At 70.9% G+C, this 16654-nt stretch carries 15 protein-coding genes; 6 read left to right on the top strand and 9 right to left on the bottom strand.

Going from position 1 to position 16654, the window contains the following annotated elements; all coding sequences use genetic code 11:
- Positions 1–147: 147 nt before the first annotated feature.
- Positions 148–663: an NADPH-dependent FMN reductase gene (locus DEJ05_RS15785; protein WP_071405946.1), complete on the top strand. Its 516-nt coding sequence runs from the start codon at positions 148–150 to the stop codon at positions 661–663.
- Entirely contained in the window at positions 660–1163 is a 504-nt protein-coding gene (locus tag DEJ05_RS15780; protein WP_071405947.1) for a flavin reductase family protein, read from the top strand. The genes DEJ05_RS15785 and DEJ05_RS15780 overlap by 4 nt, the downstream gene beginning before the upstream one ends.
- 103 nt (positions 1164–1266) lie before the next feature.
- Here DEJ05_RS15780 and DEJ05_RS15775 read toward each other — a convergent pair whose 3' ends face one another.
- From DEJ05_RS15775 to DEJ05_RS15750, 6 genes are all read right to left on the bottom strand, one after another.
- A complete protein-coding gene (locus tag DEJ05_RS15775) occupies positions 1267–2343 on the bottom strand; it encodes an ABC transporter permease (RefSeq protein ID WP_111111004.1) in 1077 nt (358 codons plus the stop codon).
- Positions 2340–3221, bottom strand: coding sequence for an ABC transporter ATP-binding protein (locus tag DEJ05_RS15770; protein WP_071245065.1), 882 nt, complete (start codon positions 3219–3221; stop codon positions 2340–2342). The genes DEJ05_RS15775 and DEJ05_RS15770 overlap by 4 nt, the downstream gene beginning before the upstream one ends.
- Before the next feature lie 463 nt (positions 3222–3684).
- Positions 3685–4389, bottom strand: a complete 705-nt coding sequence (locus DEJ05_RS15765; RefSeq protein ID WP_111111002.1) for a response regulator transcription factor — start codon at positions 4387–4389, stop codon at positions 3685–3687.
- Complete coding sequence (locus DEJ05_RS15760; RefSeq protein WP_258376173.1) at positions 4371–5645, bottom strand: sensor histidine kinase; 1275 nt, start codon at positions 5643–5645, stop codon at positions 4371–4373. The genes DEJ05_RS15765 and DEJ05_RS15760 overlap by 19 nt, the downstream gene beginning before the upstream one ends.
- An 82-nt stretch (positions 5646–5727) precedes the next feature.
- Positions 5728–6036, bottom strand: coding sequence for a transcriptional regulator (locus DEJ05_RS15755; protein WP_111111000.1), 309 nt, complete (start codon positions 6034–6036; stop codon positions 5728–5730).
- The gene (locus DEJ05_RS15750) at positions 6033–6443 is read right to left on the bottom strand and encodes a hypothetical protein (protein WP_146245123.1); all 411 of its coding nucleotides are present in this window, start codon (positions 6441–6443) and stop codon (positions 6033–6035) included. The genes DEJ05_RS15755 and DEJ05_RS15750 overlap by 4 nt, the downstream gene beginning before the upstream one ends.
- A 126-nt stretch (positions 6444–6569) precedes the next feature.
- Between DEJ05_RS15750 and DEJ05_RS15745 the strand changes: the two genes are divergently transcribed.
- Positions 6570–6923, top strand: coding sequence for a YciI family protein (locus DEJ05_RS15745; RefSeq protein ID WP_111110996.1), 354 nt, complete (start codon positions 6570–6572; stop codon positions 6921–6923).
- On the opposite strand, the gene DEJ05_RS15740 is transcribed toward DEJ05_RS15745, so the two are convergent.
- On the bottom strand, positions 6829–8031 hold the full coding sequence (locus tag DEJ05_RS15740; protein WP_220037039.1) for an MFS transporter: 1203 nt from the start codon (positions 8029–8031) through the stop codon (positions 6829–6831). The two genes, DEJ05_RS15745 and DEJ05_RS15740, sit on opposite strands and share 95 nt — an antisense overlap.
- 62 nt (positions 8032–8093) lie before the next feature.
- Between DEJ05_RS15740 and DEJ05_RS15735 the strand changes: the two genes are divergently transcribed.
- Together DEJ05_RS15735 and DEJ05_RS15730 are read left to right on the top strand one after the other, a co-directional pair.
- Positions 8094–8681, top strand: coding sequence for a TetR/AcrR family transcriptional regulator (locus DEJ05_RS15735; protein WP_111040120.1), 588 nt, complete (start codon positions 8094–8096; stop codon positions 8679–8681).
- The gene (locus DEJ05_RS15730; RefSeq protein WP_111110992.1) at positions 8678–9571 is read left to right on the top strand and encodes an alpha/beta hydrolase family protein; all 894 of its coding nucleotides are present in this window, start codon (positions 8678–8680) and stop codon (positions 9569–9571) included. The genes DEJ05_RS15735 and DEJ05_RS15730 overlap by 4 nt, the downstream gene beginning before the upstream one ends.
- A gap of 118 nt (positions 9572–9689) precedes the next feature.
- On the opposite strand, the gene DEJ05_RS15725 is transcribed toward DEJ05_RS15730, so the two are convergent.
- Entirely contained in the window at positions 9690–10172 is a 483-nt protein-coding gene (locus DEJ05_RS15725; protein WP_027465989.1) for a RimK/LysX family protein, read from the bottom strand.
- A gap of 87 nt (positions 10173–10259) precedes the next feature.
- On the opposite strand from DEJ05_RS15725, the gene DEJ05_RS15720 reads away from it, so the two are divergent.
- Positions 10260–11453 (top strand): RimK family alpha-L-glutamate ligase, encoded by a 1194-nt coding sequence (locus DEJ05_RS15720; RefSeq protein ID WP_111111024.1) that lies wholly within the window; start codon positions 10260–10262, stop codon positions 11451–11453.
- Between the two features lie 95 nt (positions 11454–11548).
- Here DEJ05_RS15720 and DEJ05_RS15715 read toward each other — a convergent pair.
- Positions 11549–16654: Ig-like domain-containing protein (locus DEJ05_RS15715; protein WP_258376172.1), on the bottom strand; the 5106-nt coding region annotated here is incomplete at its 5' end.

Raw genomic sequence — 16654 nt, 5'->3', positions numbered from 1 at the left:
GGCGCAGCTGGCGTAACCCACCCGATACGGACGCGGCACGGCGGCGAAACGAACGAGCGGTGGACTGCACCAACGACCCGCTGCACGAACCACACGCTCCACGAACACCCCCGCACCCACCACCCGCCCACCGACAGGAGCACCCCGATGATCACCACCGTCGTCGCCGGCAACCCCAAGCCGGCCTCACGGACGCTCGACGCCGCGACGGTCGTGCTCGAACGGCTCACCGGCCGCGCCCCCGACCACGTCGTCGACGTCATCGACCTCGGTGCCGGCCTGCTCGGCTGGGGTGACGCCGCCGTGTCGGACGCCGTCCGGACCGTCGCCGGTTCGGACCTCGTCGTCGTCGCGTCGCCGACGTTCAAGGCGACGTACACCGGCGTGCTCAAGCTGTTCCTCGACCAGTTCGGTACCGGCGACGGACTCGCCGGTGTCGTCGCGGTGCCGCTCATGCTCGGCGCCGGCCCGGCTCATGCCCTCGCCCCCGAGGTCTTCCTCAAACCGGTGCTGGTCGAACTCGGCGCGACCGTCGTCGCACCCGCCCTGTACCTCAACGACAAGCAGTACTCGGACCCCGCATCGACCGACGTGTGGCTCGCCCGCTGGCAGGACGTCGTCCTCGGTGCGGCCGCCGTCCACCAGGAAGGAACCGCGTCATGATCAGCCCCTACTCCACCGAGGCCCCGGACCTGTCCGCGCTCAAGCAGGCGTTCTCCGGGTTCCCGTGCGGCGTCGCCGCGCTCTCCGCCGTCGTGGACGGCGAACCGACCGTGCTCGTGGCGTCCTCGTTCACGGTCGGCGTCTCGCAGGACCCGCCGCTCGTGATGTTCGCGGTGCAGCACACGTCGACCACGTGGCCGGTGCTCCGGGACGCCGGCACGATCGGTGTCTCGATCCTCGGTGAGGGGCACGCGCAGGTCACCCGGCAGCTCGCCTCGCGTGACAAGTCGATCCGCTTCGTCGGTGTCGACACGACGGTCGCCGAGACGGGTGCGGTGTTCCTGCAGGGGGCCCCGATCTGGCTGGAGTGCTCGGTCGAGCACACCTACCCGGCCGGCGACCACGACATCGTGGTGCTCCGGGTGCTCGGACTCATGTCCGACTTCGCGCACAACCCGCTGGTCTGGCACCGGTCCGCCTTCGCGACCCTGACCGCCTGACCGGCGCCGGGCAACGGACTGGAGGCCCGCCCCGCGTGAGCAGATCTGCTCACGTGGGGCGGGCCTCCAGTCCGGGTCTGCCGGGTCTGCCCGGCAGGCGGCATCAGCCGCGCAGTGCCTCCGACAGCTTCACGCGACTGCCGGTGCGGAGCAGGGCGTTCTCGTAGACGCGGGCGCCGATGACCACGACCGCGACCACCGAAGCGGCGACGATGACGAGCGACAGGATCGGCTCCCACCACTCGGCGGTCCCCAGGAAGATCCGCATGGGCATGCCGATCGGAGCGCTGAACGGCACGTACGACATGATGCCGAGGATCGTCGGGTTGTTGTACGCGACGATGATCAGGAAGTACGGGATCATCACGAGCATCATCACCGGGGTGGTGACGCTGCCGACGTCCTCTTGGCGTGACACCAGCACGGCCGCCGCGGCGAACAGCGACGCCAGGAGCACGAACCCGATCGCGAAGAAGCCGATGAACCACAGGATGCTCGGGCCGAGCATCGCGAACATGTTGTCCTGGCCGGTCACCGCCAACGTGACGATGGCGGCGACGGCCACCGCGACGATCTGCGCGAAGGCCATGATGCTGTTGCCGAGGACCTTGCCGGCGAGCAGCGCCCTTGCCGGGATCGCGGACATCAGGATCTCGACCACCCGTGTCGACTTCTCCTCGACGACGCTCTGCGCGATCGACTGGCCGAACGTCACCGCCGACGCGAAGTACACGACGCCGAACGCGATGGCGATGAGGTACACCAGGCCACCCGGCAACGCGTCCGGGTCGAGCAACTCGATGCGCGGGGTGACGCTCAACGCCGAGACGACCTCGGACGGTGCCTCGTCGAGCCCGACGACCTTGTAGCCGAGCGGGTCGTCCGACGGCACGATCGCCGCGTCGACGTCGCCCTTGGTCACGAGCCGTTCGGCGTCGTCGACCGATGCCGACTTCGTGACGTCGAGCCCGCTCGTCGTCGGCAGCGAGACGCCGTCGACGACCGCGACCGGGGTGGTGTCGTCGGCGGTGGCCTTGCTCACGATCCCGCCGACGACGATCGATGCGACGACCATGCCGATAAGGATGAGCGCCGAGACCACGAAGGCCTTGCTGCGGATGCGTGCCTGGATCTCACGTGCGGAGACGAGCCGCACGGCCTGCACGAAGGAGTTGTTCATCGGACGACCTCCCGGAAGACCTCGCTGAGCCGCGGCACCCGCGGCGAGAACGACCCGACGGTGCCGTGCTGCACGGCGCGCTGCAGGACACGCTGGGCGGTGGCGGCGTCGGCTTCGAAGACCGCGTACCCGCCGTCGAACTCCCGTACGGCCACACCCGGCTCGTCGCGGAGCCAGGCGACGTCCCCGTCGACCAGCAGCTCCCACGCGGCGGGGCCCGCCTGCTTGCGGAGTTCCTCCTGCGGACCGGCGGCGCGGATCGTGCCACCGGCGATGACGACGACGTCGTCGCACAGCCGCTCGACCACGTCGAGCTGGTGGCTCGAGAACAGCACCGGGACGCCCCGGGCCGCGGTCTCGCGCAGGACACCGAGCACCGTGTCGACGGCCATCGGGTCGAGGCCTGAGAACGGCTCGTCGAGCACGAGCACCTCGGGGTCGTGTGCCAGCGCCGCTGCGATCTGCACGCGCTGCTGGTTGCCGAGCGAGAGCTTCTCGACGGGGTCGCCGGCGTGTGCGGTGAGTTCGAGGCGTTCGAGCAGCTCGCCGGTGCGGGTCGTCGCGGCGCGCTTGTCGACGCCGTGCAGCCGGGCCAGGTAGGTGATCTGCTCGGCCACCGGCATCTTCGGGTACAGGCCGCGTTCCTCGGGCATGTAGCCGAAGCGGCGGCGGTCGGCGGGACGGACCGCGGTGCCGTCGATCGAGACCGTGCCCGCATCGGCCTGGAGCACGCCGAGCATGATGCGCATGGTGGTGGTCTTGCCGGCACCGTTGCCGCCGACGAAGCCGGTGAGGCGGCCGCTGCCGACCGTGAACCCCACGTCGTCGAGCACCCGGCGGTCGCCGAAGTGCTTGGTCACCCCTTCGATGGTGAGCATGTCGTTCCCCTTCGTCGCGACGCTGGTCGTCGCTGCGTCCGACGCTATTGGCCGGGAGGCACGCCCCGCCTCCGCCGCCAGGCGGGACTTGGGTGGGTGGTCGGCTCCACCGCGTGGGGGAGGAGCGCGCGTCGGCCCGGGTGCGCGCTGGGTGCGGGTCGGCACGGTGCGCGCTTGTTCGGCTCGTGCGGGTTTGGTCGCTCGGTGCGTCGTTGTGGCGGCGCACGGTGCGGTCAGGGCCGCACGAGTTGAGCGAAGGCGCACGGTGCGGGCGTGGGGTGCGGTGGTGGGCACGGTGCGGGCTTGTTGGGCTGGTGCGGGTTTGGTTGCACGGTGCGTTGTGGTGGCGCGGCACGGTGCGGTCAACGCTGCACGGGTTGAACGAAGGCGCACGGTGCGGCCATGTCTGCGAACCCGGCACCGTGCGGGCTTGTTCGGCTCGTGCGGCTTCTGCTCGGCTCGGTCAGCCGGCGACGCCGTGCTCGAACGCCCAGACGACGGCCTGGATCCGGTCGCGCAGTGCGAGTTTCTGCAGCACGTTCGACACGTGGGTCTTCACGGTGGCGTCCCCGACGTAGAGCTCGCCGGCGATCTCCGCGTTGCTCAGGCCCCGGGCCAGGAGCCGCAGCACCTCGGTCTCCCGCTCGGTGAGCCCGGCCACGGTGAGTGCGTCGTCGCCCGTCGTGGCAGTCGTGTCGGTCGTCGCGGCGGTGGTCGCCAAGGGCTGCACCGCAGCCGATGCCGTCGCCCGGCTGATCACCCGACGCGTGACGTCCGGCGCGAGCAGTGCGTCCCCGGCGGCGACGGTCCGCACGGCGTCGATCAGCCGCTCGGGGGAGGCGTTCTTCAACAGGAACCCGCTCGCTCCCGCCTCGAGCGCCTGGAACAGTGCGTCGTCGCTGTCGAACGTCGTGAGGATGAGCACCGCCGGCGGGTCCGGCAGCGCCGCGATCCGTCGCGCGGCCTCGAGCCCGTCGACGCCCGGCATCTGCACGTCGAGGCAGACCACGTCCGGACGGAGCTGCTGCACGGCCTCGACCGCCCCGGCGCCGTCCGCGGCTTCGCCCACGACCCGGAACCCGGGCTCGGACTCCAGGATCACGCGGAACCCGGCGCGGACGAGTTCCTGGTCGTCGGCCAGCACGATGGTCAGGTCGTCGGCAGCCATGCCCGCACCAGGTAGCCTCCCCGGGCTCGTGGCCCGATCTCGATCCGTCCGTCCACGGCGGCGACGCGTTCCCGCATCCCGACGTGTCCGAGGCCGCTGCCGGAGGTGCTCCGGGCAGCACGGGCACCGAGCCCGTCGTCGGTGACCTCCACCTCGACGCCGTCGTCCAGGTACCGCAGCCGGACGTCGGCGCGGGCGGTCGGGCCGGCGTGCTTGAGGATGTTCGTCACCGCTTCCTGCACGATCCGGTACGCCACCGCGGCCACCGTCGGCGGCACCGGGCGCTCGTCACCCACGACGACGTACTCGGCGGGGTGGCCCGCCACCCGGGCGGAATCGGCCAGCTCAGCGATCCGCGTGATGCCCTCGGTGCTCGGGCCGTCGCCACCGGCCGCCCCGAGGCCGGACGCGTCGTCGTCCGAGCGCAGGGTGCCGAGCATCCGCCGGAGTTCCTCCACCGCGGTGCGGGCGCTCTCCTCGACCACCCCGAGCGAGGCGGTGGCCTGCGCGGGGTCGCGGTCGATCACGCGCCGTGCAGCACCCGCCTGCACCCCCATCAGCGAGACGTGGTGGGCGACCACGTCGTGCAGCTCGCGAGCGATCCGTACCCGTTCGATCGTGACGGCCTGTGCCGCGGACCGCTCCCGCTCGGCGGCGAGTTCGGCGGTGCGTTCGGCGAGCTGGTGCCGGGCCACTGCGGAGACCCAGGCGCGGTTGCCGGCGTACCAGGCCGCGCCGAAGTAGATCACGTTGATGACGATGTTGAGCAGCGAGATCGCGACGTAGGGCGCCACGGGGGAGTCCGTGTCGTTCGGCAGAGCGTTCGGCGACGCCCACCCGAACGAGATCGCGACGAACAGCCACGCGAACATGCCGCCGATGACGACCCAGCGCACCGCTTCGGCCCGCACCCGGTCGGAGCACCACGCGCCCACCGTGTACAGCGCGATGAAGAGCGTGAAGTTGACGAGGAAGACCTCGGGCACCTGGAGCAGCTGCGTCGCGGCGAATGCCAGCGCCGACACCAGGGCCACCGACATCGGGAACCGTCGGCGGAACGCGATCGGGGCGGCGTTCGCGACGATCATCAGCGCGGAGACCCACCAGGCGGCCTGGTCGTCACCGTACGTACCGGCCGACCCGTACAGGAACGTCGTGACCGCGAGCCCACCGGCCAGCACAACTGCGAGCACCGTGTCCTGCCGGTACTCGTGCCGCCCCACCGGCAGTCGCGACCACTCCGCCGTCGTCCCCACTCGCGAAACGCTAGCGGAATCCCCGTGCGATGTCGCCACCACGCTGGACTGCTCGGCATCCGCTCGCGTCACGGTGCTCTGGTCACCCAGCGGGCTCGGCGATCGCCCGGATGACGGCGAAGTGCCGCTCGAACGCATCTCGTCCTGCGTCGGTGAGGGCGAGCCAGCTCCTCGTGCTCCGCCCCACGCGGAGTCTGCGGACGCGGAGGAAACCCGCCTCTCCCAGGGTCGCCGCTGCTTGGGACAGCGTTGAGTCGCTGACCTCGAGTGCGTCCCGGACGACACCGAACTCCGCTTCGTCCACCGTCCTGAGCAGCGCGAGCAGTGAGAACCGCACCGGCGAGTGGATCCGATCGTCGAGTTCGTGCCGAGGGTGGGAGCCGCTCGTCATCGACGCCTCGGCCGAGCCTGCACCGCCGCCACGACGAGTGGCGCTGCGACGACGAGCGAGGTCACTCCCCACGCCAGCACCGACGTCGACCCGTCGAGTCCTCGGAGCAGCGCGGCATCGAGCGGTGCGACGACGAGGACGTACAGGACACCGGTTGCGACCCAGGCGACGGTCATCAGTCGGTTGCCGCCGCGGGGGACGACCCGCCGGGTACTCGCGACGAGCCAGAGCACGACGACGACGACCGCGGCGACCGTGAGGATCGGCAGCCGCGGGGCATCCAGCCCCTCGACCACGAACACGAAGGACGCGACCACGGCGGCACTGCAGAGGAACACCGGTGTCTGCCAACCGCGCCCGTGCCGGAGGCGAGTCCCGGCTGCAGCTCCTCGAGTGGAAGTGTTCATGTTCACAGATGGTAAACGTGAAACTGCCGCGTCCGCGGATGTCCCAGCGGAACAGCAGCTTCGCACCGAACGCGTCGGTCGGTGCGCGGCAGGAGTAGCCTCCCGCCAACGAGCAGGGGAGACGCCATGCAGTTCCTCGTCAACGTCATCGACGACGGCCAGGCCGCCGCCGTCGGCAACACGTACTCCGCGACCGACGCCGAAGCCGCCGCGGTCGATGCCTTCAACCAACGGATGGCCGACGTGATCGTGTTCGCCGCCGGGGTCTCCGCACCCGCTGACGCCACCGTGGTCGACGCCCGCGAGGGCGCGACCGACGCAACGCCCGGGCCCGCCACGACCGGGCCCGCAACGAGCGCCGACGAGTACGTCGCCGGGTTCTGGGTCATGGACCTCCCCGACCCCGAGACTGCTGCCCGGGTGGCACACCAGGCGTCGCAGGCGTGCAACCGGAAGATCGAGCTCCGCCCGCTGCTCTGACGGCACGGACCCCACCCGGCCGGCGGACCACCGCAGGGACGGCGCTCGCCGCGGTCGCACCTGCCCCGACCACGAACGTCACCACGAACCCGATCGCACCGACCAGCGCTCCGGCACCCGCAGCGCCGACGGCCTGCCCGAGCACGAGTGCGACGAACAGCATCGACGTGCCCGCCGACGACCGCTCGGCATCGATCTCGGTCGTCCACGCGATCAGCGCCCCGGTCGCCGCCGTGTAGCCCCAGCCGAACACGGCACACGCCAGCAGTGCCGCGACCGTCGACTGCGGCGCTGCCCCCAGCACCACGACGGCGACGGCGACCGACCCCGCCGTGACCGCCCAGAGCGTCCGGGCGCGCAGTCCGTTCGTCCAACGCGCGGTGACCACGACGGCCGCTCCGCCGATCCCGAGCGCGATCCATGCCGACACCGAGACGACGACCGACGCACCGGCCTCCACCAGCGCCGAACGTCCGTAGGTCCAGACGACGGCAGACCCCGCTCCGAACAGCAGCGCCAGCACGAGCACCCCTCGGTGCGCCGCGAACCACGGGGTGCCGGGCAGCGGTGACCGGGACGCGGCAGTCCCGCCGCGGGACACCACGAGCAGCAGCGCTCCGACGGCCAGGGCGAACACCCCGGACACCGCCCAGGCCGTCCGCCAGTCGGGCAGCAGCACGAGGGCGAGCGCCCCGGCGCCCACGAGCCCGGGGCCGGTGCCGGCGTTCACGATCGCCTGCGCTCGACCGAGCAGCGCCGACGGCACCTGCTCGGCGACGATCCGCACGAGGGCGGGCGACGCGAGTCCGGCACCTGCCGACGCGAGCACGGCGCTGACGCCGAACGCCAGCGAGCCGCCGGCCGTCGCCATGGCGATCGCACCGACCCCCGCCACCAGGGTCGCGACCGTGACGAGCACCCGGGGCATCCGTGCGGCGAGCACGAACCCGGCCACCGCGCCGACGCAGTAGAGCGCCGAGGCACCCGACGATACCCACCCGGCGGCGTCGGACCGGAGCCCCAGGTCGCGCTGCACGTCGGGCAGGAACAGCCCGTACGCCAGGCGCACCAGGCCGTAGGTGGCGGCGATCAGGCCGAGCCCGCTCACCAGGAGCAGACGATGTCGTAACGAAAACGATCGTTTCACTTTTCAGAGCCTAGGGTGCTCTCATGGTGATGCGCCCAGGGACCGAGCAACGGCTGCTCGACGCCGCCGAGGAGCTCTTCTTCTCACAGGGCATCGCCGCCACCCCGATCGACGCCGTCCTCGAACGGGCCGGGGTCTCGACGGCCACCCTGTACCGCGGCTACGCGAGCAAGGAGTCCCTGGTCGCCGCGGCCCTCACCCGTCGCCACGAGGACTGGATCGCCACCTGGGACCGTGCGGTCGCCGCCGAACGGGACGACCTGGGCCGACTCCTGGCGGTGTTCGACGCCCTCGACGACTACCGCTCGACGCCCACGGGCTCCCGCTGGTGCGCCTTCCTCGGCACCGCCGCCGAGTACGCCGACGCCCCCGCCGAGGTCCGGCAGGTCCTGGACCTCGAGACCACCACCCTGCGCCGGCGGCTCGTGGCACAGGCGGTGCCGGTGGTCGGTCCCCGTGCCGAGGTCCTCGGCGACCAGCTGCTGCTCATCGTCTCCGGTTACCTTGCGATGCGGTTGCGCGACCCCGCGCTCGACACGACGACGGCACGGTCCGTCGCCGCGTCCCTCATCCGGGAACACACCCCAGACGGAACGGCGCCCACCACATGACCCGATCGCGTGCTGCCACGGTCACCCGCCGTTCCCTGCTGATCGGTGGCACGGGCGTCGTCGCCGCGGGAGCCGTGGCCGAGGGGATCAACCTCGGCCTGCTGCCCGGGCGCTCGACCCTGTACCGGGTCCTCGGTCTGGACGGCACCGACGGCACGGTCCCCGACGTCGAGGCGGTTCCCACCGCCTCCGGCACCTTCGTGTCGGCAGCGCGGAAGGGCCGCACCGTCGGGTGGACGATCGCGGCACCGGCGTCCGACACCCCCTTGCCGGTGGCGGTCGCCCTGCACGGCTACGGCGACGACCACACCTCGTTCTTCGGGCGGAGCCTGGGCTACGACCGGTTCCTCGCAGCGCACGTCGCCGACGGCGGAGCACCGTTCGCGATCGCCTCGATCGACGGCGGCAACCGCTACTGGCACCCACGAGCCGACGGGGACGACCCCGCCGCGATGGTCGTCGACGAGTTCCTGCCCCTGATCGCCCGCCGCGGCTTCGACACGGACCGCCTCGCCCTGACCGGCTACTCGATGGGTGGCTTCGGCGCCCTCCGGCTCGGCGGAGTCCTCGGCGCCTCGCGCGTCCGGGCCGTCTCGGCCATCAGCCCCGCGCTCTGGAAGTCGGCCGCCGACACCGCCCGCGGCGCCTTCGACGACGCCGCCGACTTCCGCGCGAACACGGTCCTCGGGCGGCAGCGCGCCCTGGACGGTGTCGCCGTCCGCGTCGACTGCGGCAACGGTGACGGGTTCGCGCCGGCGGTGCACACCTACGTCGACGGCTTCGACACGCCTCCGGCCGGAGGATTCGCACCCGGCGCCCACACGCACGGCTACTGGCGCCGCCTGGCGCCCCGGCAGCTCGCCTTCCTCGGCCGCCACCTCGGTCACTGACCGGGCCCGCGCCCTGGACGCGCGTCCAGGCGGACGGGAGGCCCGTGGCGGCCCCGCACCGCGCCTCCAGGCCGTCGACCGGTCACCGCAACGGCCCGTGCCGCGTGCCCAGGAGCGCTCAGGCGCGACCGCGGTTGCGGCGCCGGATCTCCTTCGGAGCCCGCCCGGCCATGAAGGACCGTGCAGGATCGACGAGGAAGCCCTGCCGGAGCGCCTCGCGACCGACGAGCATCCGGAACCCCATCTGGTCCCGGTTGCTCAAGGTGACCTCGGACTCGACGACCTGCCCGGCCAACGCGATCCGCGTGCGGACGACGATGCGCTCCTGGGTGTGCCCGGTCGAGCTGCGGACGATGCGCCGGTCGTGCACGTCGCACTCGATGGTGGAGGCGTCGGCATCGGTGTCCTGCCAGGGGTGCAGCGAGAACCGGACCCGCTCGCCGGGCAGTTCCTCGAGGTCGAAGGCGTGCAACGCGGAGCTCCGGGCGCCGGTGTCGAGCTTCACCTTGATCCACGGCACGCCGAGGTCCGGCAGTCCCGCCCACTCCCGCCACCCGGCGACGACGAGCCCGCTGTCGGAGGACTTCGGAGCTCGGGCCATGTGCCCATCCTGTCGCATGCTCCGTGGCCACGTCCGCATGCTTTGATGGAGCGTCGCCGTCGATCCGACCCAGCGGAGAACCCCTCGATGAAACTCGCCATCCTGTCGCGCGCGCCCCAGGCGTACTCGACCCAGCGCCTCCGCGCAGCGGCACTCGACCGCGGTCACGAGGTCAAGGTGCTCAACACCCTGCGCTTCGCGATCGACCTGTCCGGCGACGACCCGGACCTGCTCTACCGCGGCAAGCTGCTGAGCGACTACGACGCGGTGCTGCCGCGCATCGGCAACTCGATCACCTACTACGGCACCGCCGTGGTGCGCCAGTTCGAGCAGATGGACGTGTACACGCCGAACACGGCGAACGGCATCACGAACTCACGCGACAAGCTCCGGGCGAACCAGATCCTGTCGCGGCACGACATCGGCATGCCGGCGACGACCTTCGTGGCCGGGCGCAACGACGTGCGCGGCGCGATCGAACGGGTCGGCGGCGCGCCCGTCGTCATCAAGCTCCTCGAGGGCACGCAGGGCATCGGCGTGATCCTGGCACCCGAGGCGAAGGTGGCCGAGTCGATCGTCGAGACCCTGCACTCCACCAAGCAGAACGTCCTGATCCAGCGGTTCATCGCCGAGAGCCGCGGTCGTGACATCCGGGCCCTCGTCGTCGGTGACCGGGTCGTGGCGGCGATGCGCCGGACCGCCTCGGGTGACGAGTTCCGCTCCAACGTGCACCGCGGCGGCACCGTCGAGAAGGTCACGCTCTCGCCCGAGTACGAGGCGGTGGCCGTGCGCTCGGCGCAGATCATGGGCCTCAAGGTCGCCGGCGTCGACATGCTCGAGGGCAACGACGGGCCGCTCGTGATGGAGGTCAACTCCTCGCCAGGGCTCGAGGGCGTCGAGCGTGCCACCGGCCTCGACATCGCCGGTGCGATCGTCGACTTCATCGCGAACCAGGTCGCGTTCCCCGAGATCGACGTCCGCCAGCGGCTGTCCGTCTCGACCGGCTACGGCGTCGCCGAGCTCCTCGTGCACACCAACGCCGACCTGGTCGGCAAGACGATCAAGGAGTCCGGGCTCTGGGACCGCGACATCACGGTCCTCACGCTGCACCGCGGCTCGAACGTCATCCCGAACCCGCGCAGTGGCGTCGCCCTCGCGCCGGGCGACCGCCTGCTCTGCTTCGGCAAGCTCGAGGAGATGCGGTCGATGATCCCGGAGCGTCGGAAGCGGCGTGCGAAGGTGCGGAAGCTGCCGAAGGAGCCGTTGCAGACCGAGGGCTGAGCGCTCGGGCGCTGCAGCGCCGTGACAGCCGGGAGGCCCGGATCGCGTCCCCTCGTCGGGTACGTGATCCGGGCCTCCAGTCCGCAGTCCGGGGCTCAGTCGCCGCGCACGTCGCCTTGGCGTCGGCGCGCGAGCAGGCGCAGGACGGCGCCGAGTCCGAGCGTGGTCAGCGCGGCGGCGAGCCAGCCGCCGAGCTCGACGCCGGTGAACGCGAGCTCACGGTTGGTGGTGCCGGTGCCGGTGCCGGTGGTGCTGGCTCCGTCGGTCTTCGGAGCGGGTGCGGTGCGATCGTCGGTCGAGCCGAGCTGCGGGCCGGTGCCCGGGGCCACGATCCCCGGGAACGCGATTCCCGTTCCGGCCCCGTTGTCGTTCTCGTCGTTCTCGCCCTCTTCGCTCTCGGGGACGAGGGTGACGAGCATGCTCGAGCCCGGTGAGACGTGACCGAAGCGGTCCACGGCGACGACCGACAGCAGGTGCGCTCCCGGCTCCAGGGGAACCGTCGTCCGGAAGGCGAACCGCCCGTCGGAGTCGGCGGTCCCACGGCCGATCTCGCGGCCGTCGGCGTCGCGGATCACGACCGTCGAGCCGGGCTCGGCGGAGCCCCGGACGATGCCGGTGCCGCCGACGATGTCGTCGAACGCCTCGAGGACGGGTGCCGCCGGGGCCTCGGTGTCGACGTCGACCGTGGTCTTCGTCTCGTCGGAGGTGTTGCCGGCCTTGTCCTGCGCGATGAGCTCGAGGTCGTGCGCCCCGTCCATGAGCGGCTCGTCGAGGGCGATCTCGAAGTCGCCGTTCTCGTCCGCGGTGTCGCGGCCGATCTCGTTGCCGTCTTCGTCGCGGATGATGACGGTGGAGCCGGGCTCGGCGGTCCCGGTGATGGGTCCCTTGCCGTTGTCGAGGTCGCTGGGACTGGTGACGACCGGGGCCGTGGGGGCTTCCGTGTCGACGTCGACCGTGGTGTCGGTCGGGTTGGATTCGTTGCCGGCCTTGTCCTGGGCGATGAGTTCGAGCTTGTGGTCGCCATCGGTCAGCGGCTCGTCGAGTTCGATGGAGAAGTCGCCGTCGTCGTTGGCGTCACCGCGGCCGATCTCGTTGCCGTCCTCGTCGCGGATGATGACGGTGGAGCCGGGTTCCGCGGTGCCGGTGATGGGCCCCTTGCCGTCAGCGAGATCGCTGGGGCTTGTGACGACGGGTGCTGCCGGTGCTTTGGTGTCGACGTCGACCGTGGTCTTCGTTTCCTCGGAGGTGTTGCCGGCTTTGTCCTGGGCGATGAGTTCGAGCTTGTGGTCGCCGTCATCGAGGGGCTCGTCGAGTTCGATCGAGAAGTCGCCGTCGTCGTTGGCTTCGCCGCGGCCGATCTCGTTGCCGTCCTCGTCACGGATGATGACCGTCGAGCCCGGTTCGGCGGTCCCGGTGATGGGGCCCTTGCCGTTGTCGAGGTCCTTGGGGCTGGTCACGACCGGTGCCGTGGGGGCTTCCGTGTCGACATCGACCGTGGTGTCGGTCGGGTTGGACTCGTTGCCGGCCTTGTCTTCGGCGATGAGTTCGAGCTTGTGCTCGCCGTCGTCGAGCGGCTCGTCGAGTTCGATGGAGAAGTCGCCGTCGTCGTTGGCTTCGCCGCGGCCGATCTCGTTGCCGTCCTCGTCACGGATGATCACAGTGGAGCCCGGCTCGGCGGTGCCGCTGATCGGACCCTTGCCGTCAGCGAGGTCGGACGGGCTGGTCACGACCGGTGCCGTCGGTGCCTTCGTGTCGACGTCGACGGTGGTCTTCGTCTCGTCGGAGCTGTTGCCGGCCTTGTCTTCGGCGATGAGTTCGAGCTGGTGCTCGCCGTCGTCGAGCGGCTCGTCGAGTTCGATGGAGAAGTCGCCGTCGTCGTTGGCTTCGCCGCGGCCGATCTCGTTGCCGTCCTCGTCACGGATGATCAGAGTGGAGCCCGGCTCGGCGGTGCCGCTGATCGGACCGGTGCCGTCGCTCAGGTCGGACGGGCTGGTCACGACGGGTGCGTCGGGGGTTTCAGTGTCGACGTCAACCGTGGTGTCGGTCGGGTCGGACTCGTTACCGGCCTTGTCCTGCGCGATCAGTTCGAGCTTGTGCTCGCCGTCGTCGAGGGGCTCGTCCAGCTCGATGCTGAAGTCGCCGTCGTCGTTGGCTTCGCCGCGGCCGATCTCGTTGCCGTCTTCATCGCGGATGATCACGGTGGAGCCCGGCTCAGCGGTCCCGGTGATGGGTCCGGTGCCGTCGCTCAGGTCGGACGGGCTGGTGACGACGGGCGCCGTCGGTGCCTTCGTGTCGACGTCGACGGTGGTCTTCGTCTCCTCGGAGTTGTTGCCGGCGTCATCCTGGGCGATCAGCTCGAGCTTGTGCTCGCCGTCATCCAGGGGCTCGTCGAGCTCGATCGAGAAGTCGCCGTCGTCGTTCGCTTCGCCGTGGCCGATCTCGTTGCCGTCCTCGTCGCGGATGATGACCGTGGAGCCGGGTTCCGCGGTGCCGGTGATGGGGCCCTTGCCGTCAGCGAGGTCAGAGGGGCTGGTCACGACCGGGGCCATGGGGGCTTCGGTGTCGACATCGACCGTGGTGTCGGTCGGGTTGGACTCGTTGCCGGCCTTGTCCTGGGCGATGAGTTCGAGCTTGTGCTCGCCGTCGTCGAGGGGCTCATCGAGTTCGATGGAGAAGTCGCCGTCGTCGTTGGCTTCGCCGCGGCCGAGTTCGTTGCCGTCCTCGTCACGGATGATCACGGTCGAGCCGGGCTCGGCGGTGCCTCTGATCGGGCCCTTGCCGTTGTCGAGATCGCTGGGGCTGGTCACGACCGGGGCCATGGGGGCTTCGGTGTCGACATCGACCGTGGTGTCGGTCGGGCCAGATTCGTTGCCGGCCTTGTCTGCAGCGACGAGTTCCAGCTTGTGCTCGCCGTCGTTGAGCGGCTCGTCCAGCTCGATGCTGAAATCCCCGTCGTCGTTGGCTTCGCCGCGGCCGAGTTCGTTGCCGTCCTCGTCACGGATGATGACCGTGGAGCCGGGCTCGGCGGTGCCGGTGATGGGCCCCTTGCTGTCAGCGAGATCGCTGGGGCTTGTGACGACGGGTGCTCCCGGTGCATCGGTGTCGACGTCGACCGTGGTCTTCGTTTCCTCGGAGGTATTGCCGGCCTTGTCCTGCGCGATCAGTTCGAGCTTGTGCTCGCCGTCGTCGAGGGGCTCGTCCAGCTCGATGGAGAAGTCGCCGTCGTCGTTGGCTTCGCCGCGGCCGATCTCGTTGCCGTCTTCGTCGCGGATGATCACGGTCGAGCCGGGCTCGGCGGTCCCGGTGATGGGCCCCTTGCCGTCAGCGAGGTCCTTGGGGCTGGTGACGACGGGTGCGTCGGGTGCTTCGGTGTCGACGTCGACGGTGACCGGGGTGGGGGTCGAGACGTTGCCGGCGTCGTCCTGGGCGATCAGCTCGAGGTGGTGGGCGCCGTCGTCGAGGGGCTCGTCCAGCTCGATGCTGAAGTCCCCGTCGTCGTTGGCTTCGCCGCGGCCGATCTGGTTGCCGTCCTCGTCACGGATGATGACCGTCGAGCCCGGTTCGGCGGTCCCGGTGATGGGTCCCTTGCCGTCAGCGAGGTCGGTCGGTCCGGTCACGATCGGTGCGTTCGGAGCGTCGTCGTCCACGTCCACCGTGACCGGCGTCGGCTCGGAGGTGTTGCCGGCCTCGTCCTGCGCGACGAGCTCGAGGTCGTGCGCGCCGTCGTCGAGCGGCTCGTCGAGCACGACGGTGAACTGCCCGTCGTCGCGGGCCTCGGTACGGCCGAGTTCGTTGCCGTCGGCGTCGCGCACGATCACTGTCGAACCGGGTTCGGCCGACCCGGTGAAGGGGCCGGTGCCGTCGGCGAGGAACTCGGGGGTCGTGCTGGTCGGTGCGTCGGGTGCGGTGACGTCGGGTGCGGTGACGGTCACGGGCGAGGGAGCCGACTCGTTGCCGGCGTCGTCCTGCGCGACGACCTCCAGGCCGTGGTCGCCCTCGGTCAGTGGCTCGTCCAACTCGACCGAGAAGTCGCCGTCGTCATTGGCTTCGCCGCGCCCGATCTCGTCGCCGTCCCGGTCGCGGATGATCACGATGGAGCCGGGCTCGGCGGTGCCGACCACCGGGCCGGTCGGGGTCGCGAGGTCCTGGCGCTCGACGACCGGAGCATCGGGCGCGGTGGTGTCCGGGACGACCGCGGTCGCGGTCGCCGGGCCGGACTCGTTGCCGACCGCATCGGCGGCGACGACCACGAGGTCGGTCGCACCCTCGGGCAGCGGTGCGTCGAGACGGACGGAGAAGTCGCCGGCCTCGTTCGCACGATCGCGGCCGAGTTCGTTGCCGGCGGGGTCGCGGACGATGACGATGGCGCCTGGCTCGGCGGTGCCGGTGATGGGTCCGGTCGGGTCGGCGAGGGTGCCGGGGTCGTCGACGATCGGGACGTCGGGGGCGGTGGCGTCGACGTCGAGGGTCGCCGTGGTCGGGTCGGCGGTGAAGCCGTTGCGGTGCTGCACGGCGGTGACGGTGACCGACCCCTCCGACAGCGCCTCGGTGACGGGGAGCGACCAGGTGCCGTCATCGCCGACGGGGACGTTCACCGGCGCCCGGTCACCGACGGCCACGTCGACGGTGCCACCGGGGACGCCCTGGCCGGTGATGGTCGGCTTCGGCCCGACGGCTGCGGTCGGCTCGTCGATGACGGCGGCGGTCAGCGGGATGGTGACCTTCCACGTCGATGTCGTCTGCTCGCTCGAGTTCACGTAGTCGGTGGCGGCGTTCGGGGCGAACGAGCCGTGCACCGTGATGACGTCGCCCGGCAGAGCGGAAACGTCGACGGTGATCGGCACCCGGATGTGGTTGAAGTTCGCTCCTCCGGTGTTGAGTGGCTGGGGGTTCCCGCCGAGGCAGTCGGTCTGCGTGGAGGACGTGAACGTGCAGTTCGCAACGTTCGCCGTGCCGGAGTTCGCCACGGAGAACGGCGGTCGTCCGCGTGTGAAGGTTGCGGGGCCGGTGATGGTCCAGTGGAAGTCGAGCGAACGGCTCGGGATCGTGAAGCCACTCACGTTCTTGACGTTGAAGATCGACGTCTCGAACCGCTGTCCCGGCTGACCGATCGCGTCCGCGGCTCCATCGACGTACACGTTGATCGGCGTCTCGTTCGGCGTGACCTCGTCGGTCGTGGGCTGCGCCTCGGGGGTGGGGGT

This window comes from Curtobacterium sp. MCLR17_045 (genome assembly GCF_003234405.1).
GTDB lineage: Bacteria > Actinomycetota > Actinomycetes > Actinomycetales > Microbacteriaceae > Curtobacterium > Curtobacterium flaccumfaciens.
This window is presented reverse-complemented; position numbering and strand designations above follow the sequence as displayed.